The 23347-nt window shown below is 53.2% G+C and carries 20 protein-coding genes; 12 read left to right on the top strand and 8 right to left on the bottom strand.

Going from position 1 to position 23347, the window contains the following annotated elements; all coding sequences use genetic code 11:
- Positions 1 to 67 precede the first annotated feature (67 nt).
- The 3 genes from ACNYC6_RS00100 to ACNYC6_RS00090 are packed head-to-tail and all read right to left on the bottom strand — an operon-like array spanning position 68 to position 2830.
- Positions 68 to 1180, bottom strand: coding sequence for an NADH:flavin oxidoreductase/NADH oxidase (locus tag ACNYC6_RS00100; protein WP_419710516.1), 1113 nt, complete (start codon positions 1178 to 1180; stop codon positions 68 to 70).
- Positions 1181 to 1239: 59 nt separating this feature from the next.
- A complete protein-coding gene (locus ACNYC6_RS00095) occupies positions 1240 to 2274 on the bottom strand; it encodes a quinone oxidoreductase family protein (protein WP_419710515.1) in 1035 nt (344 codons plus the stop codon).
- Positions 2261 to 2830 carry a protein-disulfide isomerase gene (locus tag ACNYC6_RS00090; protein WP_419710514.1) on the bottom strand — a complete coding sequence of 190 codons (570 nt, stop codon included), beginning with the start codon at positions 2828 to 2830 and terminating at the stop codon, positions 2261 to 2263. Before ACNYC6_RS00090 ends, ACNYC6_RS00095 begins: the two co-directional genes overlap by 14 nt.
- Before the next feature lie 250 nt (positions 2831 to 3080).
- Between ACNYC6_RS00090 and ACNYC6_RS00085 the strand changes: the two genes are divergently transcribed.
- The 4 genes from ACNYC6_RS00085 to ACNYC6_RS00070 all read left to right on the top strand — a co-directional run bounded on the left by ACNYC6_RS00085 (position 3081) and on the right by ACNYC6_RS00070 (position 7369).
- Positions 3081 to 3971, top strand: a complete 891-nt coding sequence (locus ACNYC6_RS00085; RefSeq protein WP_419710513.1) for a LysR family transcriptional regulator — start codon at positions 3081 to 3083, stop codon at positions 3969 to 3971.
- Between the two features lie 301 nt (positions 3972 to 4272).
- On the top strand, positions 4273 to 4884 hold the full coding sequence (locus ACNYC6_RS00080; RefSeq protein WP_419713043.1) for an NAD(P)-dependent oxidoreductase: 612 nt from the start codon (positions 4273 to 4275) through the stop codon (positions 4882 to 4884).
- A 5-nt stretch (positions 4885 to 4889) separates the two neighbouring features.
- Positions 4890 to 6260, top strand: coding sequence for an NTP/NDP exchange transporter (locus ACNYC6_RS00075; RefSeq protein ID WP_419710512.1), 1371 nt, complete (start codon positions 4890 to 4892; stop codon positions 6258 to 6260).
- 140 nt (positions 6261 to 6400) lie between these two features.
- Entirely contained in the window at positions 6401 to 7369 is a 969-nt protein-coding gene (locus ACNYC6_RS00070) for an Lrp/AsnC family transcriptional regulator (RefSeq protein ID WP_419710511.1), read from the top strand.
- Between the two features lie 58 nt (positions 7370 to 7427).
- Here ACNYC6_RS00070 and ACNYC6_RS00065 read toward each other — a convergent pair whose 3' ends face one another.
- The 3 genes from ACNYC6_RS00065 to ACNYC6_RS00055 form a co-directional block, all read right to left on the bottom strand.
- On the bottom strand, positions 7428 to 8315 hold the full coding sequence (locus ACNYC6_RS00065; RefSeq protein WP_419710510.1) for an arginase family protein: 888 nt from the start codon (positions 8313 to 8315) through the stop codon (positions 7428 to 7430).
- 52 nt (positions 8316 to 8367) lie between these two features.
- Positions 8368 to 9270: a DMT family transporter gene (locus ACNYC6_RS00060; protein ID WP_419710509.1), complete on the bottom strand. Its 903-nt coding sequence runs from the start codon at positions 9268 to 9270 to the stop codon at positions 8368 to 8370.
- Positions 9271 to 9460: 190 nt separating this feature from the next.
- Positions 9461 to 10390, bottom strand: a complete 930-nt coding sequence (locus ACNYC6_RS00055) for a helix-turn-helix domain-containing protein (RefSeq protein WP_419710508.1) — start codon at positions 10388 to 10390, stop codon at positions 9461 to 9463.
- Positions 10391 to 11017: 627 nt separating this feature from the next.
- Here ACNYC6_RS00055 and ACNYC6_RS00050 point away from each other — a divergent pair.
- The 6 genes from ACNYC6_RS00050 (at position 11018) to ACNYC6_RS00025 (ending at position 19252) form a co-directional block, all read left to right on the top strand.
- Positions 11018 to 12400, top strand: a complete 1383-nt coding sequence (locus ACNYC6_RS00050; protein ID WP_419710507.1) for a purine-cytosine permease family protein — start codon at positions 11018 to 11020, stop codon at positions 12398 to 12400.
- Between the two features lie 42 nt (positions 12401 to 12442).
- Positions 12443 to 14542 carry a hydantoinase/oxoprolinase family protein gene (locus tag ACNYC6_RS00045; protein WP_419710506.1) on the top strand — a complete coding sequence of 700 codons (2100 nt, stop codon included), beginning with the start codon at positions 12443 to 12445 and terminating at the stop codon, positions 14540 to 14542.
- A gap of 42 nt (positions 14543 to 14584) precedes the next feature.
- Positions 14585 to 16507 carry a hydantoinase B/oxoprolinase family protein gene (locus ACNYC6_RS00040; RefSeq protein ID WP_419710505.1) on the top strand — a complete coding sequence of 641 codons (1923 nt, stop codon included), beginning with the start codon at positions 14585 to 14587 and terminating at the stop codon, positions 16505 to 16507.
- Positions 16504 to 17667 carry an MFS transporter gene (locus ACNYC6_RS00035; RefSeq protein WP_419710504.1) on the top strand — a complete coding sequence of 388 codons (1164 nt, stop codon included), beginning with the start codon at positions 16504 to 16506 and terminating at the stop codon, positions 17665 to 17667. Before ACNYC6_RS00040 ends, ACNYC6_RS00035 begins: the two co-directional genes overlap by 4 nt.
- Before the next feature lie 103 nt (positions 17668 to 17770).
- Positions 17771 to 18376 carry a glutathione S-transferase family protein gene (locus tag ACNYC6_RS00030; RefSeq protein WP_419710503.1) on the top strand — a complete coding sequence of 202 codons (606 nt, stop codon included), beginning with the start codon at positions 17771 to 17773 and terminating at the stop codon, positions 18374 to 18376.
- 54 nt (positions 18377 to 18430) lie between these two features.
- Positions 18431 to 19252 carry an NADPH-dependent oxidoreductase gene (locus ACNYC6_RS00025; RefSeq protein WP_419710502.1) on the top strand — a complete coding sequence of 274 codons (822 nt, stop codon included), beginning with the start codon at positions 18431 to 18433 and terminating at the stop codon, positions 19250 to 19252.
- Between the two features lie 154 nt (positions 19253 to 19406).
- Here the strand turns inward: ACNYC6_RS00025 and ACNYC6_RS00020 are convergent, their stop codons facing one another.
- Positions 19407 to 19739 (bottom strand): EthD domain-containing protein, encoded by a 333-nt coding sequence (locus tag ACNYC6_RS00020; protein WP_419710501.1) that lies wholly within the window; start codon positions 19737 to 19739, stop codon positions 19407 to 19409.
- 679 nt (positions 19740 to 20418) lie between these two features.
- Between ACNYC6_RS00020 and ACNYC6_RS00015 the strand changes: the two genes are divergently transcribed.
- Positions 20419 to 21903, top strand: coding sequence for a purine-cytosine permease family protein (locus ACNYC6_RS00015; RefSeq protein WP_419710500.1), 1485 nt, complete (start codon positions 20419 to 20421; stop codon positions 21901 to 21903).
- Positions 21904 to 21930: 27 nt separating this feature from the next.
- Positions 21931 to 22542 (top strand): DUF1989 domain-containing protein, encoded by a 612-nt coding sequence (locus ACNYC6_RS00010; RefSeq protein ID WP_419710499.1) that lies wholly within the window; start codon positions 21931 to 21933, stop codon positions 22540 to 22542.
- A gap of 392 nt (positions 22543 to 22934) precedes the next feature.
- Here ACNYC6_RS00010 and ACNYC6_RS00005 read toward each other — a convergent pair whose 3' ends face one another.
- Positions 22935 to 23144 (bottom strand): hypothetical protein, encoded by a 210-nt coding sequence (locus tag ACNYC6_RS00005; RefSeq protein ID WP_419710498.1) that lies wholly within the window; start codon positions 23142 to 23144, stop codon positions 22935 to 22937.
- Positions 23145 to 23347 lie beyond the last annotated feature (203 nt).

Raw genomic sequence — 23347 nt, 5'->3', positions numbered from 1 at the left:
TGTCGCGGTTTCCATTGCGTACGCCCAATCTGTATTGACCGGACGTTAAGGATGTTCGAGTAATTTGCTAGGACATTTGGCGATCGGAAACGCCTCTGTAGCGCTTTAGCCAATGGGCATAAATGGCCGGCATCATTGAACTGTGATCAACTCCGAGGGCTCTGGCTGCCTCAAAGGGGTAGTGGGGGTTAGCCAGGAAGGCGTGAGCCAACATCACTACATCCAATTGCTCTTGTCTGATCGCTCGATCAGCTGTTTGAGGGTTATCCATGCGCCATGCTGCAGCGACAGGCAGCCCTGTTTCACGACGAATGCGCTCTGTGATCGGAAGCAGTAAGGCGTCGCCAGAAGGAATCTTGGTGTTTATAGAGCTGAAACCAACGCTGACATCGAGTAGATCCAGTCCACCTTTGCGTAATGCATGAGTCAACTCGATGGACTCAGCCAGCGCTTCTTCATCTCTACCATCAAACTCGATGGCACCGAATCGCGCGGTTAATGGCAGATTTTCGGGCCACACGCGACGTACCTCTTCCAAGGCTTCGAGAAGAAAGCGACTGCGGTTTTCGAGACTGCCGCCGTAATTGTCGGTGCGTTGGTTCGCGTAAGGTGAGAAGAAGCTTTGCCCCAAGAAACCATGGGCAAAATGCAGTTCTAGCCACTGGTATCCTGCTGTATATGCTCGATGGGCGGCGCGCGAGAAATCTTGCTTTACACGTTCAATGTCCTTCACAGTCATTGCTTGCGGAACGCGTGGCAGGATGCCTCCAAAAGCGATAGCCGAGGGGGAGATCGTCGTCCAGCTACGGGGATCGCTTACGGGGAAATGGTCATCACCCTCCCAGGGGCGATTGGTGTTGCCTTTTCGGCCAGCATGACCAATTTGTAATCCTGCTACGGCGCCGCTCGCCTTTATCGATTTCGCAATCTTTGCCAGCCCCTCGACCTGAGCATCGTTCCAGATCCCCAAGCAGTCAGGTGTAATACGACCTTCAGGCGACACGGCAGTTGCTTCAACTACAACTAGACCGGCACCCCCACGGGCCAGGCTTGGATAGTGGCCGTGGTGCCATTCATTGGTGAAACCATCCGTTGCGGCGTACTGACACATTGGGGCAACCGCGATGCGGTTGCGTAACGTGATGTCTTTGAGTTGGAAAGGAGTGAACAATGCAGACATTGTGGGTGCTCGCCTAGATCGGATTCGATTGCTACGCGACCCTGGGGGCCGGGTGGGTATCAGACGCGCATCAAAATGGTTCCCGTCGCTTCACGAGAACCCAACCGTTGATAAGCTACGGCGTATTGATCCATCGGAAATATGCTGTCGATCGAGGGACGAAGTGCACCTTTAGCAATGTGCTTTTGGATCGATTCGAGAGCCGAGGCTACGTCAGCATCAGTTTCCAACCATGCGTCATAACCCAAAACTCGCTTCTCATAGATGACTACGTCAGCCACATCAATGTTGGCTGTCATACCACCTACAAAGCCAATCGAAACTACAGCACCTCGCGTACGCACCGCGCTAAGAAGTTGACCTAAAATAGTGCCGCCGACGACGTCAAATGCAAGGTGAGCACCTTCACCATCAGTCGCCTCCAAGACGGCGTCCTTTAGATTCTGCGAAGACAGATCAATGACCGTTGCCGCTCCGGAACGACGAGCACACTTGGCTTTCTCTGCATTAGAAACGACTCCGATTACAGTCGCTCCCATTGCCACGGCTGTCTGAATAAGCGCATGCCCCAGCGCTCCGGACGCTCCTGAAATCAACACAGTCTGACCTGGCTCTACACGACCTACTCGCGTCAACGCTTGATGTGCAGTTACATAGTTGATTGGAAGCGCGGCCCCCTCATCCAGGTCATATTCGTCTGGTAGTTCGATGATGCGTTTGTTCTCTACAAGTACCCACTGCTGCTGAAGCCCATCTTCAGAAATGCCCAGTTGGCCACCACCAAAAATAGCCACGCGAGCACCGAGCTTAAACTGGTCGCTTTGCTCGACAACACCCGAACCATCATTACTCAAAACTACAGGGGCACTCGCCGTAACGACGATACCGGCACTCACTTGGCTTGAGAGTGGATTCACGGTGGCGGCATGCACCTTCACCAGCGTGTAACCAGGCTTGATTGCGGGGATGGGGCGTTCTTCAATAGCCATCTGCGGCTGTGGCCCAAACTGTGTGACAACGAGAGCTTTCATGGTGATTCCTATGCTTAATTTAAGTTGATGGTGCTCGAACAGACCGCAGTCATCTGCGTCCATGAGCTAGATTTCGGGGCGACACTGCAGAAATCTGTGCGCTAACAACCGTCTTTCGAATCTCTGTAACGAGCTTCTCGACCCCTTGATAGAGGTGCGACGAATTGAGGGGGATGGTGATGTTTTCGGTGCGTACTAGGAGTTGTGGAATGCCTCTCAGGTCAAAGCGTCCTATCAAGGCTTGGGCTGTAGAAGTGCGAGCGTGTGTACGCTTAGCGAGATCTTCATCGGCGAAAAGACGCACACTCAAAGTATCTGCATTTGTCTCTAGCCCGGTACCGATCAATAACTGAGTTGCTATACCCGCCACCACCGAATAGTCACAAGTGTCCTGGCCGTCTACGTACCTGGCGACCTGGAGTGCGCTCAGCAATTTTGGCTCTAGCGTCTGATCGATCGTATGGGCTTGAGTGAGGGCTCGGTTCATGGCAGATGAATCGAATTTCCCCTCGGTCTTAGCCAGTACTTGTTCGCGATATCGCTCACTAAAAATCTGACCCGTCATCCCCCCAATACGTTGATCATTACCCCAAGCATATTGAGCCCACTCTGGGTTCATTACGCGAGCTCCGCGCTTTGAAAACAGGCCACACGGAAGCATTTCGAATGTCGCTGACCAGCGCTTGGAGATTGCTGCGAGCGCCGGAGCGCAGGCATAGCACCAGCTGCACAGCGGGTCAAAAATATACTGGAGGAGTGTATCCGGCATGGTGTCGCGACTTCTCGCCTAATCGAACAGCCACTTTATTTGCTTACAGGGCGGGGATATATCGGTCTATAGTTGACGCTTTGTTGCATGAGTTAATCGAATGGATCGCCTGACAGCTGCAAAAGTACTCATAGAGACAGTGGCACGGGGGAGCATTTCAGCTGCTGCATCTCACCTGGGAATGTCTCGAGCTATGGCTACGCGCTACATCGGGCTGATGGAGGAATGGGCGGAAGCCCGTTTGCTGCATCGCACTACGCGAAAGCTGAGTTTGACTGCTGCCGGGGAGGAGGTATTACCCATATGCAAAGACCTGGTGGCCTTATCTCAGGATGTTAGCTCGATGGGGGCTCACGCAGAAAACACGCCTAAAGGACTGTTGCGAGTGACGGCGTCCTCCATCTTTGCGGAGTATTGTCTGACTGATATTTTGATGGATTTTTTACAGCTACATCCAGCTGTGGCCATTGACCTCCAGATTGTGGATCGCGCAATCAACCTAGCTGAAGAAGGTATCGACCTGGCAATCAGGGTGACAAACGATCCAGATCCAAGCGTTATCGCCAAGAAAATGGGAGAAGTCCGCTCTGTCGTATGTGCGGCCCCGTCATATCTTCGAGCCCACGGTGAGCCGACTCATGTACGAGATTTGGCGGCGCACAATTGTTTGACTTACGCCTATTACGGTCGAACAACTTGGCAGTTTTCAACTCACGATGAGAGTTTCCTGGTACCGGTATCGGGCAATTTCAGCACCAATGAAGCAGCAATCGTCGTTCGAGCAGCGATGCGTGGATCAGGGATTGCGTTGCTTCCGCATTTCGCCGCCAATGCTGAGATCAAAGCGGGGCGCCTTGTCGGGCTCATGCCCGATTATAAGGTCAAGCCCATGAGCGTCTACGCCGTTTACCTGTCCCGTCATCGGGTGCCTACGGCAATGCGTGCGCTGATCGACTTCCTAGCTCTAAGACTAAAAGACTACGACGTCTGACAGCGGTTTTGGGGGGTGAGGAAGATCTATAAAGGTGATTTGATTTTTACTAAAGCCGCTAACGGCCGATACATTTCGAAATATGTGCGCATGGTGCAACGCTGTGGCACTCGTTAGACGCCTTATCGAACCAATGGCATGGCGTTAGTCTTTCGACTGAATACGGGAAGGCAACTGGAGTATCGCAATGAATCGAGCGTATAGGCTGATCATCATGGCTTTACTCATGGTGGTCTCAGGCATGGCGTTCAGCGCCCAGGAATCCAACAATCAACCAACTCAGACAAAGGAGAAAAGCTCGATGGATGTGGTAATTCTGGGCATCACCGGTCGCACGGGTTCTAGACTAAGTGATGAGTTGTTGCGCCGCGGTCACAAGGTCACAGGTGTGGCACGCAATATTGAAAAGGTGCCACAGCGAGAAGGTGTGACGTTGGTAGCGGCCGATGTGACGGACACGCAAAAGCTGGCGTTCATTTTGAAAGGGCACAAGGTAGTCATCAGCGCTACACGCTTTGTGACCAGTGATATCAATAGCCTGATCACTGCCGTGAAGGAAGCTGACGTGGCTAGGCTGCTGGTGGTGGGCGGCGCGGCCACTTTGGAAGTCGCCCCAGGCGTGCCCATGCTAGATACACCCGGCTTCCCTGATGCGAACCGTGCAGAAGCTACTGCCGGACGTGAGTTTCTAAATCGTCTGAGACAAGAACAGTCATTCAATTGGACTTTCCTTTCGCCGTCTGCAGATTTCAATCCGGGGCAGCGTACCGGTAAATTCCGGCTAGGCCAGGACACGCTGCTGGTGGATACAAATGGAAAAAGCTGGATTTCGATGGAGGACTACGCCATCGCAATGGCCGATGAAGTAGAAGACCCCAAACACATTCGACAACGATTCACTGTCGGCTACTGAGTTATATGAACCGAGAGCCCGCCGCAGGATATTGGGCCATCACTCGTCACTGGATAACCAAGCTACTGAATATTGAACCCGAGGAGATGCCCGCAGTTGTCGCTGGCGTCCTCATGTTTTTTTTCCTGTTCACAAGCTATTTTCTGCTTCGCCCAGTCCGGGAAACTATGGGGATTGCGGGCGGAATAGAAAATCTGCAGTGGTTGTTCACTGGAACTTTTATTGCCACCCTGGTGGCGCTCCCGCTCTTTGGTTGGTGTGCGTCGGCACTGCCACGACGTCAGTTGTTGGGATGGTTATTCGGCAGCTCGGCAATTACCCTGTTAGCGTTCGCGGTGAGCTTTCAAATAGCGCCTGATTCGGCATTAGCGGCCAGTAGTTTTTACATCTGGCTATCAGTATTCAACTTGCTGTCCGTCTCATTGGCATGGAGTGTCCTTGCCGACGTCCTACGTGCGCCACAAGCGAAGCGTACATTCGCGATAATTGCTAGTGGCGCAAGCATTGGGGGTATCACGGGCCCAATGCTCGGTGCGTTGCTAGTTGCGCCACTGGGACATGTAGGTCTTCTTATAGTGGCGGCTACTCTGCTGATGCTCAGCATCGCTGCAGCGACGTGGTTGCATCGGTGGCGTGACCGCAATCCACTGGTCGGTGCGATTGAAGATTCCTCTAATCGCTCGCCGTTGAAAGGCAATCCGTTCGCCGGCGCGACCCTAACCTTACGCTCCCCGTACCTTCTGGGCATCTCTGCATTTGTCCTGATGCTAGCGAGCATCAACACCTTTTTGTATTTCGAGCAGGCACGCCTCGTTGCAGAGCTTTTTCCTGACAAAACCAGACAGACACAAGTGTTCGGAATCATAGATGCCGTTGTGCAAAGTCTTTCATTGTTTATCCAAATTTTTGTTACGGGACGGACAGCTAAACGGTTGGGAGTCAGTGCGCTGCTAGTCGCGGTTCCTGTCATCATGAGCGCGGGGTTTCTCGCTTTAGCATTGGCGCCTACGTTCGGGATTTTTGTTGCAGTCATGGTGATTCGGCGAGTGGGTGAATATGCGCTGGTAAGGCCGGGCCGTGAGATGCTCTACACCGTTGTCCCCACAGAAGAGAAGTACAAGGCCAAGAATTTCATCGACACGGTTGTCTATAGAGCAGGTGATGCAGCCAGCGGATGGATAAAACGTGCAGTCGATCTCATTGCTGATAACCCTAGTGTTGCCATGTTTCTGGGAGCGTTACTCGCTGCTGCATGGGGCTTGTGCGGGCTGTATTTGGGCCGTCGCGAGCAGGAGTTGGAATCCAAGCCAAGAGACCATAAACCCGCTCAAGCGACAGCTACGGTGACTGATACGGCCAAATCAGGCTTTCCGTGAAGCCTGCAATTTAAGTATCCCGGAGTTTTCCCCATTCTTTGATATGCTCGCACCGCTGGCGTGATGATTGCATTTGCCCAGGGCGCCAAGTACGAATCTGGTCTTGGTGGCAGCGTCCAGCTTGAATAGGAATGGGATAGATGGGGAAGGGGCGGCAAGACGAAGTCGATGGTGCGGGGCATCTCCGGAATGGTGGTTTCGATTACAACGTTGATAGTAAAGATCTAGCACTGGTAAATCTCCTAAGGGAAGACGCTCGACGCTCGTACGCTGAGTTAGGCTTATCTGTCGGTCTGTCCGCCGATGCCGTGCGCATACGTCTCGATCGCCTCGTCAGTGCTGGCTATATCCGGTTTGTCACGCTGGTTGATCCTGCTTTGGTGGGCAAATTGACACGAGTGTCGATTGGGGTGACAACGTCCGGCCCTCCTGAGCTTTTCGCAAGTTGGGCTCAGGAGCAAGCGGAGGTGATCCACTTGGTAAGAACGCTCGGCAGCTTCACTTTTTTCGGTGAGTTTGTCAGTGCTAACGACCTTGAAGCTCATCGATTCGTTTGCGAGAAGCTTCAAAGTGCCCCAGGTGTTGTTTCAGCCGAATGCTGGCCTATGCTGCGGGTTGAAAAGTGGCGAGAAGATACGCGCTCTCCATCAGTGGATCGTTCTGTTCTTGAGCAGGTATCTTGGTCTGATGACGATAGGGAGCTTCTGCGCGAGTTGAGCGCGTCACCGCGTATTCAGTTTCGCGAGTTGGCGGAAAGACTTGATCGGCCTTATGGTGTAGTACGGCGACGCGCGATGACTTTGCTCAGTGCAGGAGTAGTGCGGTCGACAATCGTGACCAACGAGCTTCTCGTAGATCACTCGCATTTGGCAATCCTGCTTGTGAAGGGTGATCAGCGCGCTAAATCGCTTCTGCTAGCGCAACCTGCCGTAACGATCATGTCGTCTTCGACTGGGTCGCGCCAGTTTGTAGGAGAGGTGAGGGCTGAATCCAGGGCGGGACTTGCAGCTCTTGAGCAAGAGCTTCGTAATCCAGATTCAGGGGTTGCTGATGTTGAACTCTTGATACAGGTTGCTGTAGACAAGCTGCCTGCTTCGTTCAAGTTCTAAATCCTGCACCCCGGATTTTTATTGGTTGGGCTCGGTTTTACCACCGAGCCCAATACGATCAGCTTTGGGCTGAGCGTCCCAATAGCGGTAAGTCTGCCAGCATGTTCTTCAATGCCAGTGCATCCCAAGGCAGATGTTCCGCCACTCCAAGGCCCACGACATCCACAACCTTGGCTACGTCGCTAAGCAGGCGTACTACCTGATCAATGGTCATCTTTCCTTGGGCGATACCGTCGAAAGTGTCATCCGGAATGTTCGGTTTAGCGAACAATAATGAACGGAAGAGATTCGGATCAAGAACATCAAGATCTAGATGAATCGCCAAGTGCTTGGCACCTGTCTCTTTTAGCCATTTGAGCACGGGCTCGCTGGTGTCTGCCAGGTCAGCAGGACTTGCACTACGCAGCCCGAGCCGTTCAATCATCGCAGTTTCGACACCCATTGTTTCTTGCAGCCCCGCATACATTACGTTAGCGGGTTTGATGGGCTGTTTTACAGCACTGGCAAAGTCTTCGTCGCCTTCACCCAGGAGGTTGCCTAGTACCATGGCATGAGCGTGCTGAAAGTCTTTGGGAGTAATGATATCTGGATGAGCGTCGACCCAGAGGACGGCCAAGTCGCCGTCGTACCGTTCATTGAGGTAAGCGAAAGGAGCGAGGTCAACCAAGCAATCGCCGCCAAGAATCACCATCCGGTCAGGCTGATGTTTCTCGATCAAGTGCTGTGCATGACTTAGCTGCTCAAGGAGGGCACCACGCCCGACGATACCATTTTCGATCTGCAGCGGCTGGCCGTCAGGTATCGCCACTTTTACTTCTTCAACTGGGCCGCTGGCCTCAGGTGCAAGCCACGACAGAAGCTGCGCTCCGAAAAAGTAAGGGGCGTTGTTGCCGCCTTGCCACTGAGGAAACAGAAGTCGGAGAGTTGTATCGGAGTTACTAGCCATTGAAATCACCATCTAGTTGGCTGGATTTGAAACGATCATCCTTTGCTACCACTCAGGCAACAGGGGTTAACGCCGGTTTACTACCTTCGCGAGCTTCAGCGGCGACGATAGACAGGGTCACGAGCATTAAGGCGATGCAGTCAGTCATGCGTAAGTGTTCCCCGTAGAAAAGAATAGAAAAGAAGGAGGCTGCTAATGGGATCACCGCCACAGCCATGCCAGTCGCGCTTGCAGGGATGCGTGTGACGCCCTTGAAGAACAGAACATAGGGTACGGCCCACACCAAAGCGCCGTAGTAGGCCATGACCCAGCCGTTGGCGATGGTCAGATGCTGCCAATCGAAAGATGCTCCCTGCACGATGGCCATCGGAAACGTGAAAAGGGTGCCTGTAAGGCATACGCCAGCAGCCATGGTGGCAGGGGGTAAGTCGACATCAAGCTTTTTAGCTGAAACCACACAGCCCGCAGTCGAAAGTGTCGACAACAATAGAAAAACAATGCCCGCAAGGGTGTTTTCGCCGGCACCGTCTGCTGTCGGCAACGTCAGTACCAATACGCCTGCGATGGCAAGAATGATCGCAGCAAACTTTCTGACACTCAGTTTTTCTTTTAGGAAAATCGACGAGAGCGTCAGTACTGCTGCTGGAGCTAGACTGCTGAAAACTGAAGCGGCTATCGCTGTCGCAGATGAAAAACCGTATAGCAGGAAGACGGTGTATAGAACCGCGCCCAGTAAAGACTGCACGCTGATCGCCAACCAAGCCTTAATACCAATTTTGTGCAGGGCAACCTTGTCACCCAAAGTCACCACTGGGTAGAGCAATATGAACCCAATCGCGAAGGTGAGGCAGGTGAATAGCCATATGGGGATTTGTTCCATAGCGTCCTTGGCCACGGGATAACTGATTCCGACCAGGATGTAACATAGCAATACGTAGACGTAGCCTCGGCTCATTGTAGACCTCGATTGTTTTAGTAAGGGCAGCTACGAAATGGGCAATAACAATTGTCTGGCGCGTGACCGACGTTTTTATTGTTTTATTGTGCGTGCAGGGTTTGCCTGCACAGCGTCGATATTGCGCTGGGGTGTGGAGGGTGCGCTTTGCTTCGATTGCCAGATGCTGTGCTCAAAACGCCAAGCGTGATCAGGTTCGACGCAGCAGTTGCTGGGGGGAAATGCCATAAGCCTGTTTGAAAGCTCGGCTGAAGTGGGAAAGATTGGTAAAGCCGAAGCTCATCGCAGCGACGCTGACCTGGCTGTACTGCCCATCGATTAGCGCCTCATGGACTGCAGATAGCCGCTGTTGCCACAGCCAACGAATGACTGTTGTGTGTTCAGCTGCGAATAGACGGTTTAGGGTTCGGGGCGATACATGGATTGCTGAAGCAATGTGTTCTACGGAGAGGTCTGTCTGCTCAAGGTTGGCCAGAACAAATTGTTTTACTCTTTCAAGCTGTTTATTGCGGTGCGATACCTCTTCTGGAGTGCTAGAGCCATAGGCCGCCTCGAAAGCACTCGACAGCACATCAAGAAATGAACCGTTTAGACGTTCGCCAATAACATCCGGAAGTGCTTGCGCGCTCCAGACCTCCATCAACATCGATTTAGCGAGACTACCAAGTGGTGACTGGCTCTCCAATGTTCGGCTAAGAAATCGCTCGTTATTGGGTATGTGGGCTTGGAGCAAGGTGCGTGGAACTGCGAGAACGATCTGATCGTCGCCTGCAGGGAACGTGCAGGTGTAGGGGCGCGAACTATCAAACAAAACGATGTCACCAGGCCGTTGCTGGGAGAGCCTCCCGCATTGGTTCACATAGGCGCTTGGGCACAATGATAGCGAGACAAAAAAATGATCACTGCCGTCATCTCGCTGACTGCGTTCGTATTCAATTGGCAGAGACTTGATTCGACTGAAGGATACGCCGCCTTTCAGCGTGACATCTAGCGAACCGTCGAACTGTTCATCCGTCAACTTACGGTTAGCTGTTGGTGCGTACGTGGAGCAAACGACGTCCTGCCAGTAGTCAAACCGCTCCTTCGCTTCGAGAGCGCCTGTGGGATAAACAATGGCCATGGGGCGCCTCCAAAAAACAAGCCGAGAATATCTCGCACGGCACGGACTCAGATATCCAGCGAGTGGATGCTGAAGGCCACGCGCTGTAAGCATGTGGCTTAGATCATAAGCCTATCAGCGATGTACCAACAGATGTGCTTGTTGCGAATACGTTCCGGCTGTCTGGTCTAAAGGCAAAGCACCGAGCAAAAGCTTCGTCTACACATAGATCCTGGTCGGGTAATGCAACCATCCAGCCCGAGCCAGATGCGGCCGTTGAGGAGTAACCCGATTCAATTGGCTATCTCTGCTGAAAAAAATGCTGTTGGGCAGGGGTGACCGACCATAGCCCCGAAAATGAGCATCGCTGACTCCTTCGCACCAAAAACAGTCAGCAGTAACTCCACCTTTCAAGTCACAACCGATCCTATGGGTCGACCTAATTCACTTCTTAAAACCCCTGAAATCCGCACCTTGATAGTGATCGACAGGTTTCGTTCACCTGTGGCACGGGATTTGCTCCTTCATGATCTGCGAAACAAGCGTTTTTATCATCTGCCCAGCTTTGTTCGCGTGTTTTTATCGTAAAAGGCCGTCAAGAGCCGTTTTTTTAAAGCCACTGACACGCTTAACTCATATAGGGCATTAATGATGGAACACATAGGCAAATCGGCATCAGTCAACGACGACAGCGCAGATGAATATGCGAACACTCCTGTACCGGAGTCTGCAAAAAACGTTGGGGCGGTCTCGATCTTCGGTGTGATGTTGGGCATCACTACCGCCCTCATCTGGTTCATGCTCGGCGCACATCTCGTCCACTCTTTTGGCACTAAAAACTTTGTCGTCGGCGCCACCACTACGGCAATCATCGTCGGTGCAATCGCCTTCGTCTGGGTTTGGTTTTCATCCAAATCCGGTTTCAACTCGGATCTTATCACTCGGGCATGTGGCTTTGGTTTCCTGGGGTCAACGATCACTGCGGTGATTTACTCCACGAACAACATCCTCTACTTCGCAATGGAGGGTGGAATCATGATCAATGCAGTACACGCCTACTTTCCATCGATCCCCACACTGCTCCTTCAGATTGCGTGCGGGTTGATCTTCATTCCACTGACTTGCTTTGGCATCAAGCTGGTAAGTCGATTGATGTGGGTCACGCTACCCATCCTGTTTATCTTTTTTGTACTGATCGCCCTGAGAGCTATCGAAATGGGTGGAGCACCAGGCTTCTGGTCTCAAGGCGCAGATTCAGCGATCAATCTTGCGGCGGGTTCGCCAGCCATGCAGGTCATGGTTGCCATGTTCGGTATTGCAGGGATAGGCGCTACCGCAAGTGATTTCGGCCGATTCATTCCAGCCCGCCATGCGGTGATTGGGGGCGTTCTCCTCGGGCCAGTGTTCACCCTGGTCACCTTCTTGCTCCCCCTGCTGTTTGGCGCCTGGTTGGGAGCGACGTTCAAGGAGTCCGACCCTGCAGTTTATTTCACGCATGCCTACGGCATTCTTGGAGTTCTGTTGGTCATCCTTACTCAGGCTCGAATCAACGTTAACAACGTCTACGGAACAGCTGTCAGTCTTGCAACAGTGGCGAAACGCTTGTTCGGAATCAATTTGTCTCGCGTCAGCTGGGTGATTATTACCTGCATTCTTTGCGTTGTGATCCTTACCTTGGATCTGTACAGCAAAGCTACAGTAGTCCTGAGCATCTGGGGCATTGTGCTGGTGTCATGGGTTGGGACTGTTTTCTCTGACATCGTACTCAATCGCTACCTTCTCGGCCTCGTCCCAAAGACCTTCCTATACAGCAAAGAGCAGCTTCGGGCCTGGAACCCAGTGGGCATTACGTCTCTTGCCGCCGCTCTGATCATCGCACTTCCACTGTCGTTCGGCATGGCTGGCCCCTTCGGCGCAAGTATCGCCCCTTTAATCGCTTTCGCAGTAACCGTCGTCGTCACCCCGTTGATGGCGCTGATAACCCGTGGTCGCTACGCCACGAGCAGCAACCACTCCTTATCCCTGACTTAGTCGCACGCGGCTAGTTACGAATAACCCTAGGAAGCATGATCCATGAACGAAGTAACACTGCTCCCGCCGTTCACAATCTCTGTGGATACTGGCGGCACCTTTACCGACCTCATTCTGTCCGACAGCAAGCGCGTAGTTGGGCTCTACAAGTCATCCTCCACGCCTGATGACCTGTTCATCGGCATTTCTAACGCAATCAAGCTCGCGGCCACTGAAAATGGTATGACCCTTGAGGCGTTGCTAGCTGAAACTCGAACATTCGTGTACTCGACTACTCGTTCGACGAATGCCGTACTTCAGGGAAAAGTGGCAAAAACCGCGTTCATTACTACCCGTGGATTTCGAGACACTCTGCTGTACCGTGAGGGCGGCAAGGAGGACGCTTGGAACCTGGCCACACCGTTCCCTAAACCCTACATTCCTCGTCGATTGTCGTTCGAAGTCACTGAACGTGTACTCGCTGACGGCACCATTGCAGTCGAGTTGAACGAGGAGACGGTACGGCAGGTGCTGGCGCGCGTTCGAGAGCTCGAAGTCGAGGCGATTGCGGTGTGCCTCGTATTTTCAGTTGTGAATCCGACGCACGAGGTGCGCATTGGAGAGTTAATTGAAACTGAGTTACCAGGAGTTGCCTATTCGCTGAGCCACCAGGTCAATAACGTTGTTCGCGAATACCGTCGAGCTTCCTCGACCGCAATCGACGCCTCCATCAAGCCGCTGATGCGAGAGCATTTGCAGGATCTTGAGCGTCGATTCCGCGAGCTCGGATTTTCTGGCGATCCTCTGATGGTCACCCATGTCAGTGGCGGGGTCATGAGCCTGGAACAAATGGCGGATCGTCCGATTCAGACTATCGACTCCGGCCCGGCGCTTGCTCCTGTCGCAGGCGCTCAGTACGGGAAACACGAGCCTCTCGCAGCCGGGAAAGACATCATCGTTGTAGATACTGGCGGTACTTCCTACGACGTCAGTCTCACCCGTGAAGGGCAGATCGCCTACAGTCGCGAAAAATGGCTTGGCCCGGAGTGGAGCGGCCACATGACCGGTTTACCCGCTGTCGATACCCGCTCCCTAGGTGCCGGCGGTGGTTCTATCGCGCATATCGACAATGGTGGTCTCGTGCGCGTGGGGCCTCTCAGTGCAGGTGCATTCCCTGGGCCGGCTTGTTATGGACGTGGCGGGAAAGAACCCACCGTGACGGACTCGGCACTCGTCCTCGGCTACCTCGACCCAAATAACTTTCTGGGTGGGCGAATGACGCTCGATCTGGAAGCAGCACGCGAAGCGTTTCGTAATCGACTGGCCGAGCCGTTGGGTATGACCATTGAGGAAAGCGCTGAAGCGGTGCTGCGTATTACCTCTGAGGACATGCGCGGATTTACTACGGACATGACCATCAGCCAAGGTATCGATCCACGTGAGTGCGTGATGGTCGCCGGTGGTGGTGCTGCTGGCATGAATATCGTGCGCATCGCCAAAGATCTCGGCATTGCACACATGATCATTCCGCGTTTGGCCTCTGGCTTGAGCGCTGTTGGCGGTCAGTGCACTGATATCAGCGCCAATTTCTCCGCCGGTCGCTATATGTCGACCACTGACTTTAATCCCGAAGCAGCCAATTCAGTGGTCGCCGAACTGAATATGAGGCTCGATGCATTCTTTTCTGAGGTAAAGCATCCGGGCAAGCGGGTACGCACCATTATCGTAGAAGCTCGTTATGAGCAGCAGCTTTGGGAAATCGACGTCGAACTCGGTGACTTTCTAGATTTCACGGCGCCCGATGCTCTTGAGAAGCTCCAGGCAGCTTTCGACAAGGCTCACCTGAAGTTCTATTCGGTTAACCAGCCGGGTGCGCCTGTTGAGGTCATCAGTTGGCGTGCAGTCGGGCGGGTGGAGCGTGAAAAACCATCCCTCGCGATGCCTCTGCTTGGTGCTGATCAGTCCATGCCCGAACCGACCTACCGAAGCATGTTCTTCGACGGCGCCGAACTACAGGGGGCTGTCTATCGCGTCGAAAAGTTGCCAAGTGACATGACAATCAAAGGCCCGGCGGTGATCGAAGAACCGACCACCACCATCGTCCTGCCGCCAGGCTCCACGGCATTGACTCGTCCGACTCATTACCTGATTTCGCTCGACTAACACTTACGAATTGTCATTCGAGACAAAAGCCAAGGATTACCTATGACCACCACTATCTCCAAAGTCGACCATATCGATCCAATCACGCTCAGCATCATGGCTAACCGGTTGGATAGCATCACGCGTGAAATGACCAACACCATGATTCGGACAGCTCGCTCCACGACCATGGCAGCACACGATTTCTCCTGCTCAATTACCAGCAGTGACCATGATCTCGTCTCTGCGCCGGGCGGCTTCCCCGTTCATGTTTACGGTTCCACCCTCATTGCGCAATCCATGGCGCGCAAGCACCCGAATTTTCGGGAGGGCGATGCCTTTCTCCATAACGATCCCTACGATGGCAATACTCACGCGGCCGACCACACGCTGGTAGTACCTGTGTTTTTCGAAGGTGAGCATGTGTTTACCGCCATCGCTAAGGCACACCAGGTCGACATTGGTAACTCGCAGCCAACCACTTATATGCCTCGCGCTCGCGACGTATACGAAGAAGGTGCGCTGATTTTCCCATGCGTGAAAGTGCAGTCCGATTACCAAGACGTTAACGACATCATCGGTATGGCGCGAGTTCGGATCCGCGCCTTTGATACTTGGTACGGTGACTATCTGGCATCCTTAGGGGCGCTGCGTTTGGCCGAGAAGCGTCTGAAGGCCTTCTGCGCCAGTTTTGAAAGCATCGAACATCTGAGAGTGTTCATTCGTGAATGGCTGAACTATGGCGAGCGCATGGCGACAGCGGGCATCGCCAAACTTCCTGAAGGCCGCGTTGAACTGAAGACCCATATGGATGCTTTCCCGGGTTTGCCAGATGGGCTTGACCTTCGTGCCACTGTCGAGATCAAACCTGCTGAAGGTCGAATCATTGTTGATCTTCGTGATAACCCGGATTGCACGCCGACGGGCCTGAACCTCACTGAAGCCACTTCTAAAAACAACGCGGTCACTGCCATCCTTATGGCTTTGAATACCGCACCTGAGGGCGGGGCCTTCAGCGTACCTAATACTTCGGGCAGCCACCGACGTATCGAGATTCTTGTCCGCGAGAACTGTGTCGTAGGGATACCTCGGCATCCTGCTTGCTGCTCTGCCGCAACTCGTACCATCACCGACCGAGTCACGGGGATGATTCTGGCTGGAATCTCGTCGATGTCTGACGCGGACATTGGCGCGGCGGAACCTCCTTATGGCTGCCCACCACATGAAGCCGTTGTATCCGGTCGTGATATGCGCCGAGGGGGAGAGGAGTTCATTCTCCAAATCTTCGCTGGTACCTCCGGCGGCCCAGCTACCGCATTCAGTGACGGATGGCTCTCGTTCGCTACCATCATGGGCGCAGGTATCCCTCACCTGGACTCGTCCGAAATTGTCGAGCAGCGTTACCCACTTGTTATTTGGCAGCATGCAACTGTGCGTATGGACTCCGAAGGCGCGGGTAACTTCCGAGGTGCTCCAGGTACCGTCTCTTCATACGGGCCAGTTTCCGCTCCAGCAGCTTCGTACTACTACATGGAAGGCGTCGAAAACCGTCCACTGGGTGTTCATGGTGGTGGTATGGCTTCTGGGCCAGAAGCGTGGGTCATCAAGGCGGACGGTTCGGCACACCAGGTAAACGATGTTGTCGCCGAAGTAACTTTAGATATCCGAGATACGATTGTCTCGCTGGGTTGCGGCGCGGGTGGTTACGGCTCGCCATTAAAACGTGACCCAAAGCTTGTGCTTGAGGATGTAATTGACGAATACATTAGCGTCGAACGCGCTAGACGTACCTATGGCGTGGTGATCATTGGCGATAGAAGTCGTTGGGAAACTCTGTCGATCGATGTTGTCGAGACTGAAGCACTACGTCATTTACTAGCCCTAGAGCCCTCGGATCAAAGTCATGACACTGGCCGACAGGCTTGGGTTGCCCCGACCTGGTACACCGATGCTCAACGCAACAACGGGTCGGAGTTGAGCAATTGATTGCAGCAGCCCTTGTGTTCGCTGCGTTCCTGCTTTCGAACATGCCATCACCGATTTATCCGTTATGGCAGCACGAGATCGGGTTCCCAACAGCAACCATCACAGTACTGTTCTCTCTGTATCAAGGGGGAGTGTTAATAGGGCTGCTTGGGCTCGGCCGCTTTGTCGATAAAATCGGTTGGCGTACCTCGCTTATTGGCGCGACTATCTTGAGCTGCATTGCGTCAGTCGCCTTTGCAGGCGCCGATACAGCATGGCAGTTGATGGTGGGGCGCCTGGTTAGCGGTATGGCTGCAGGCGTGTTCGTTTCCTGCGGCCCAGCGGCCATTACTGCGGTGTTCGAGCGGTCGGGTCACGCTCGTCCATCACTGGTTGCATCGCTGGCGATCTCAAGTGGGCTTGCGTGCGGCCCACTGTTAGCAGGGGTCTTTGCGGACTTCGCGCGGGCTCCCACGCGGCTTGTGTTCATCGTAGAGGCTTTGCTGTTGGCAGTAGGCGCCATCGCACTGCTTCGCGATAGAAGTCTAAAGACAATTGGTAGAGCCAGCACCGGGGGGAGTGGCGAACCGGTGAGCACAGGAGCTGAAGGGATTGGCCGTCGCGGCTTCTTCTTAGTCGTGACGTTTATCTTTACCTCCTGCTACATCGCGAGCGGCATCTACATGTCGATCGGCTCCTCCTATCTGCAGAACTCGCTCGGGGTTCACAGCTCGGTGTTAGCAGGGTTACTGGTATTTCTGGTCTTTGGCTCAGCGTTTACGGCGCAGCTACTCTCCGCTCGGTTCACTCCGCTTACCCAAGCAGTCATCGCTCTGGCCGCAGGCGGGTTGGGGGCAGTGATACTTGTGCTGGGCATCAAGCTGGACTCATCGGGCGCTCTGTTTGCTTCAGCGGTCTTCAGTGGAGCTTCCCAAGGATTAGGTCAGTTGGTTGGTTTGACGCTTGTACGTCGCATCACTCCTCTATCGAAATTGCGTGGGGCCTATGCAATTTTGAACACAGTAGGCTATGCCGTCAGCGGCGGTTCCATTGCCGCCTCCTGGCCATTGGTACGTGTTCTGGGAACGGCTGGGGCAATTGTGGTGATCGCCGGCGTCGTCGTTGTACTGACACTTGTCGCTGGGGGACTCACCTTGGCGAACAAGGAACGCATGGGGTAACTAACGAGAAGTTGGTAATAGATTCCTACCGGATCCATTGCCATCTTCAACGCTATACAACTGCCGATATCGTAAATCAACGCATGACATAGGTATCTCATCGATGGAACGGTTAAAAATTTATTACTCACTCACGTCTCCCTATGCCGCTAAAGCACGGATGACAGCAGCATTTGGAGGGTGTTTCTTCGAGGAAATCATGGTTGACCCAAGCGGTCAGCCAGCTGAACTTTTGGAGATGAACCCTCTCGGAAAAGTCCCGGTATTACTGAGCGCCGAAGGGCCGATCTTTGACAGCAGACTCATCACGGGTTACCTAGACACACTGAGTAAGAAAGCTCTCCACGGCGAAGGGCTTACCGAACGTTTTGCTTCACAAAAGCTAGAGGCATTATCCGATGGCATTTGCGATTGCATGCTTGCACACGTCATGGAAAGGCGCGCTCGTGAAGCCGAGAATGTCAGCGAAGCTCTACTCGATCGATACTGGGGTAAAGTGACCCGTTCGTTGGATATGCTGTGCAGCATAGTGCCCCGAATGTCCACTAAGGTAACAATCGGACAAGTAGCGTTGCGCTGCACGCTGGGCTATCTGGAGCTTCGATTTAGCGGAAAATGGGAGGAGGGCAGGGCACCTCTGATCCAATGGAAGGATCAGTTTGATGAAGAATATTCCCACCTGCGGTGCTATCTCCCAAGACAGCCTTGAAATGGCTGCTCCAAGCTATCAGAAGGGACTCAAATGAACTCGAGGAAAGCCTGCATGACAAACGATTCGCAGAGCCGGATGGCCTTACGTTATGGCCAGCCGGATATCCTGGCTCCGGGGAATTGGAGTTCAGTCATCGATCATCTGCTGGAGCACCGAAGCGTTCGTTCGTTTGCGGATACACCGTTACCCAGCGGTACTCTTGAAGCGTTAATCGCGGCTGCACAGTCAGCTGCCAGTTCGTCCAATTTGCAGGTGTGGAGCGTGGTCGCGATTGAAAGCTCGGAGCGTAAAGCGCTTCTTGCTGAGCTTTCTGGCAATCAATCGCATATTCGACAGGCTCCATTATTTTTGGTCTGGTTGGCTGACCTTTCCAGAGTCGAGCGTGTCGCGCAAAGAGAGCGCGTTGAGCTGGAAGCCGTTCCATACATCGAGAGCCTCCTGCTGGGGACAATCGATGCCGCATTGGCTGCCCAAAATGCGGTAATCGCACTTGAGTCACTGGGGCTGGGCAGCGTCTATATCGGTGCTATACGCAATGACATTGAAGGCGTAGCTCAAATATTGAAATTACCACCTCAGGTATTTCCAGTGTTCGGTTTATGCATTGGTTACCCTGATCCTGACTCTCCAGCACAGGTAAAACCACGCTTGCCCCAAGCGGCAGTTTTACACCACGAAACCTACGCGACTGAGCATGAAGAAGAGTCGATAAACCGGTACGACGAACGCCTGAGTGAATTTTATAAGCGTGAAGGGCTGACGGCGAAAGGTTGGTCGGATCAGGTGATCAACAGATTACTAAGAGTTGATAGTCTCCATGGGCGGGAGCATCTGGCAACGCAGTTGGCCCGTTTGGGATTCGGATTGCGCTGACTGATCGATTCTCTCTACTCCGCAGGTTTCGATGTTGCCGCCTCTGGTGAGGCGGTGGTTTCGTCAGGCAAAGCGCTCCCAAATTCACGCCTCCTTCCTGAGATGCGTCCAGTTACGTGAGGCGAATTTCACCACATTCCAGTGTCTTGCTTTCTCATCTGACTATTACGGGCGTAACGGTCAATGTGATGATTGTTGTAAAATCGATAAACCTCGCGCTGTCAATTTCGACGGCCACAAGACCACTTGTAAATTCGGCGTCCTCTTGGTTTCTGTATGTGTATATCGAAACTGCATCAAATTCAGAATTCCCAGTATTGCTTACTATTCCACCAACTGACTGCGGCGCGGTCGTTGGATTTTGCGTATAGCTGATGAGTCCACGCGCAGATTCAATCATGACCTGTCGGTGTTCTTCGTAGGCTTCTAAAAAGTGATCTCTAGTAATTTCTGGCTTGCGTTTGAAGATATAAATAACAGTGAACATTGAGGAGAGCTCCGGTGCTTTTGTTTTTGATTCACTCGCGGCAGAGAACATTTATATAAGCAAGCAGCTTTCCAGAAAACGGATACAGAGCGACGTTGGCAGGCGAAGCATAGCGGTTGGCGCGTACAGTCAAATTTAACGGATTGCCCGTAAGCATAGGTGCCATCCTGACCAGAATGCTGTTAGCCAGGACAACCACGAGCCTCCCGAGAAGCATGAATCAAAACGCTCCAGAATTGCCCGATGCCCCCCTCGATTGCACCTAAATAGTTCCTGCTGAAACTCCCAAGCCGTACTGATCGACTGCAAAAGTCACGAAACCTCGCATGAAGGAACTCATGCCTGGCGTGACGCTGATACACGCCCACACTGACTTGCAGCTCGAAGGTTTGGTTTTTTCACCGGCAACACACCTAGCAAGCGGTATTGTCGTTTTGGTATGGTGAAACATGGCTTTGTTTTTGCTTATACCCTTGTGCGGAAGCGTTTTTGATCTTTCACCCCTTTTGCTGGGGGGCGCGTATCACTAACACGCTAATCAAAAATTGCCCGCGTGATACCTAGCTCGCTGTGGGTCATTAAGATGGCTGCACCGTCTAATGGACGGTGATCTTGACCCCAAAAAAAGCTGGAAACCGATTGGCGTCTTTAGGCGCTTAAGCATGTAAACGGGGGGGCTATGAGCACAAAAACAAGCGCAGTAATCCATGCTGACGTGCATCCAGGTACAACGCAAAGGACTCTGGAGGTCGAAACCCGTTCCTTCGAATTTGTTCCGCTCAATGAACGACATGGCACAGTCAAGGATCAGCAAAAATTTTGGTTCATGGCGAACGCATCATTGATGACATTGTTTTCAGGTGCGGTGGGACATCAGTTTGGCCTTGGGCTGTTCTGGACGTTTATTGCTATCGCGGCGGGATCGTTTGGGGGAACCATTTTTCAGGCGCTCCACGCGGCACAAGGGCCCGTGATGGGGATCCCTCAAATGATTCAGTCACGCGTTCAGTTCGGGGCGCGAGGGGCATTAGTGCCTCTCCTTGCTGCGATGCTAGTGCTCTGTGGCTTTCCACTGTTCGGGATTCTTTCCGGGGCTAGCGCGCTTCACCAGATTGCTCCAATCGGTATGAGCGGCTCTGTAATCGTGGCTGGTGTCGCTGCAGTTCTTGTGGCGATTTATGGGTACCGGCTGTTGATCAAATCGGAAAAGATCGTCGCTTACATCGTGTGTGCGAACTTCCTCATATTGACTGTCGCCGTCGTGGTTATCGTCCCGTGGTCAACTGCGGGAGCTAACGGATGGTCTTTCAATTCTGCCGGGTTGCTAGCACAACTAGGCGCGTCCGCGATGCTACAGCTTGGAATCGCGCCATTAGTATCGGATTACACCCGTTATCTACCTACCAATGTCAGCGGCCTGAAGATCATTCAGGCGGTCTTCGGTGGAACGATGATCTCTGCGCTGTGGCTGTCCTTTATCGGGGCGGTGATCATTAATGCGTTTCCTGGCGTCGATGCAATCGAAAGCATTCGTCAGATTGGTAACGAGTTCGGTGGCCGCCTAGGCACCATCACCATGATAGTTGCGATACCTGCTTCACTATTAGCCGCAGCAACCGGGATCTATAGCTGCGGCGTCTGTTTGTTGAGTGGTGCGGAAGCATTCCGACATTTCGAAACAACCAAGGTACTGCGCACTGTGGTGCTCATGGTGCTTGGCCTGATCATCATCGCAGCAGGTCTAGTGCTCCCCGACAACATTGTGGGGGCATTCGGCAACTTCCTTTCGATCCTTGGGTATTTCCTCATCCCTTGGACGGCCGTAAATCTCGTCGACTTCTACGTCGTACGCAAAGGCGCTTACTCAATTACCGACATCCTTCATCCGGACGGCGGCTTTTATGGTCGATGGGCGTGGGACGGTCTCGTCAGCTACGCATTAGGTTTCGTGGCCATGACTCCGTTCTTCAGCACTGCGCTATACACCGGCCCAATAGCGCAAATGCTCGGCGGTGCAGATATCGCATTTGCAGTGGGGCTTCCGGTTTCCTGCATTAGCTATCTAATTTTTACACGCAGTTTCAATACGCCCGAGTATCGGGAAAAAGTCGCTGCTGCCCCCCTCAATACGCTCGGCACGAGTCACTCCGTAATTGATTTTTAACCACCCCTGCCAAAGATAGGAAACGTTATGACTACAACCCACGAAAAACTCATCTCTAGCGTTATTGTTCAGCCTGGCGGACACGCATCGGGTCGACTGGAAATTGGGCAACGCATCCAGATCGTCGACCTGCACGGAAAACAGGTATGCGACTTTGTCGCCTATAACGCTGACAACCTCAAAGAAGTCAGTGACATGGTCACTACCTGCCTCGAGCAAGACAGCTGGCAAATCTCGGAAGGTGGTTACATCTACTCCGACTACGTCAACCGGATGCTACGTATCACTGATGATAAAGTCGGTGTGCATGGCTACACCGGTGGGGCGTGCACCCACGAGATCAACAAAGCTGCTGGCGTTGATCAACCAGGCTGCACGGAAGCAATGTGCGAGGGCTTCGCCAAGATCGGTTTCCCTCAGCTGGGAGCTCCTCGTATGGCAGCCTTGAATGTCTTCCAGCCGCCACTGACCCGTCCAGACGGTAAATTCCATCCTCTGGAGCCACTCTCGGAGCCAGGTGACTACCTGGAAATGACGGCGGAGATGGCAGTGATCTGGGCACTTTCGTGCTGCCCATATCCAGGCCCGATCAATGGTTTTGGGCCGACGGCCGTCGAGGTTCGAATCTTGGCAGCTTGAGAGTGACTTCACTCGTGAAGTTACATGATGGTCACGCCGCTGGTTCCAAACGGCGTGACTTAATTATTCTCAATAACCACACTCGTCGAAACGACCCCGAAAAGGGTTATCAAACCCGGCGCGATATGCGCCGGCAAAAGTACCCGCTGATTCAATGACTGCTTAGAAGTTGGCGGCGGCTCACAGATGACAAGAAGGTAATCACCAGCGGGATGGCGAATACAGCAGCGCTGGCCCAAATGACACCGCTATATCCGAAACCTTCACGAATCACCAACCCTCCGACGACTGCTCCCAGGCCGATATTTGAGGAAGGGTTGGTTGCCGATGTAGATATGTAGGTCGGTGCCGTAGCTCCCTAGTCTGTTGTTCGTTGTTACCAGATCGTTTGATCACTCCGGCGCCATCAGCACCGCGAGCGTCATATTGATGAAGTCTTCGTTTTTACTGATTGTGTCCAAAGCACCGTGTACGTTACCGGCAACCTCAGCTGAGCCGCGCTGCTCGACCCAGAGCGTTAGCTCCATGATCACGGCTTCAAGGGCGAGCTGGTTCTGATTGATCTTGAAGAGTAGGGAAGGGAGTAGGTCTGAGTTCGACATTATAATTCCTCCTTGGAAGAGGACAGCGTTGTTATCGCCAGCGCAGGATTGACCCAGTTACCGATATTCACTGACCCAGGCTCCTACCTTGTGAATCATTACCAGCGCTGGATCTTTGCCGATTGGTGTTGGGTCAGCGTGGTATCGGCCACTGGGTCAGTTCGGCGTCAGCACCAACAGTGAGTCCTCTCTGGCGTCGCCTG

Origin of the sequence: Pseudomonas sp. NFX224 (assembly GCF_048565165.1) — a bacterium.
GTDB lineage: Bacteria > Pseudomonadota > Gammaproteobacteria > Pseudomonadales > Pseudomonadaceae > Aquipseudomonas.
The sequence above is the reverse complement of the archived record's forward strand: the minus strand, read 5'-3'. Positions and strand labels throughout refer to the sequence as shown.

Bases quoted from the DNA above. Each gene is read 5' to 3' on its own strand.
- ACNYC6_RS00100 (WP_419710516.1), bottom strand. From the start codon at position 1,180: ATGTCTGCATTGTTCACTCCTTTCCAACTCAAAGACATCACGTTACGC.
- ACNYC6_RS00095 (WP_419710515.1), bottom strand. From the start codon at position 2,274: ATGGACGCAGATGACTGCGGTCTGTTCGAGCACCATCAACTTAAATTA.
- ACNYC6_RS00090 (WP_419710514.1), bottom strand. From the start codon at position 2,830: ATGAACCCAGAGTGGGCTCAATATGCTTGGGGTAATGATCAACGTATT.
- ACNYC6_RS00085 (WP_419710513.1), top strand. From the start codon at position 3,081: ATGGATCGCCTGACAGCTGCAAAAGTACTCATAGAGACAGTGGCACGG.
- ACNYC6_RS00080 (WP_419713043.1), top strand. From the start codon at position 4,273: ATGGATGTGGTAATTCTGGGCATCACCGGTCGCACGGGTTCTAGACTA.
- ACNYC6_RS00075 (WP_419710512.1), top strand. From the start codon at position 4,890: ATGAACCGAGAGCCCGCCGCAGGATATTGGGCCATCACTCGTCACTGG.
- ACNYC6_RS00070 (WP_419710511.1), top strand. From the start codon at position 6,401: ATGGGGAAGGGGCGGCAAGACGAAGTCGATGGTGCGGGGCATCTCCGG.
- ACNYC6_RS00065 (WP_419710510.1), bottom strand. From the start codon at position 8,315: ATGGCTAGTAACTCCGATACAACTCTCCGACTTCTGTTTCCTCAGTGG.
- ACNYC6_RS00060 (WP_419710509.1), bottom strand. From the start codon at position 9,270: ATGAGCCGAGGCTACGTCTACGTATTGCTATGTTACATCCTGGTCGGA.
- ACNYC6_RS00055 (WP_419710508.1), bottom strand. From the start codon at position 10,390: ATGGCCATTGTTTATCCCACAGGCGCTCTCGAAGCGAAGGAGCGGTTT.
- ACNYC6_RS00050 (WP_419710507.1), top strand. From the start codon at position 11,018: ATGATGGAACACATAGGCAAATCGGCATCAGTCAACGACGACAGCGCA.
- ACNYC6_RS00045 (WP_419710506.1), top strand. From the start codon at position 12,443: ATGAACGAAGTAACACTGCTCCCGCCGTTCACAATCTCTGTGGATACT.
- ACNYC6_RS00040 (WP_419710505.1), top strand. From the start codon at position 14,585: ATGACCACCACTATCTCCAAAGTCGACCATATCGATCCAATCACGCTC.
- ACNYC6_RS00030 (WP_419710503.1), top strand. From the start codon at position 17,771: ATGGAACGGTTAAAAATTTATTACTCACTCACGTCTCCCTATGCCGCT.
- ACNYC6_RS00025 (WP_419710502.1), top strand. From the start codon at position 18,431: ATGACAAACGATTCGCAGAGCCGGATGGCCTTACGTTATGGCCAGCCG.
- ACNYC6_RS00020 (WP_419710501.1), bottom strand. From the start codon at position 19,739: ATGTTCACTGTTATTTATATCTTCAAACGCAAGCCAGAAATTACTAGA.
- ACNYC6_RS00015 (WP_419710500.1), top strand. From the start codon at position 20,419: ATGAGCACAAAAACAAGCGCAGTAATCCATGCTGACGTGCATCCAGGT.
- ACNYC6_RS00010 (WP_419710499.1), top strand. From the start codon at position 21,931: ATGACTACAACCCACGAAAAACTCATCTCTAGCGTTATTGTTCAGCCT.
- ACNYC6_RS00005 (WP_419710498.1), bottom strand. From the start codon at position 23,144: ATGTCGAACTCAGACCTACTCCCTTCCCTACTCTTCAAGATCAATCAG.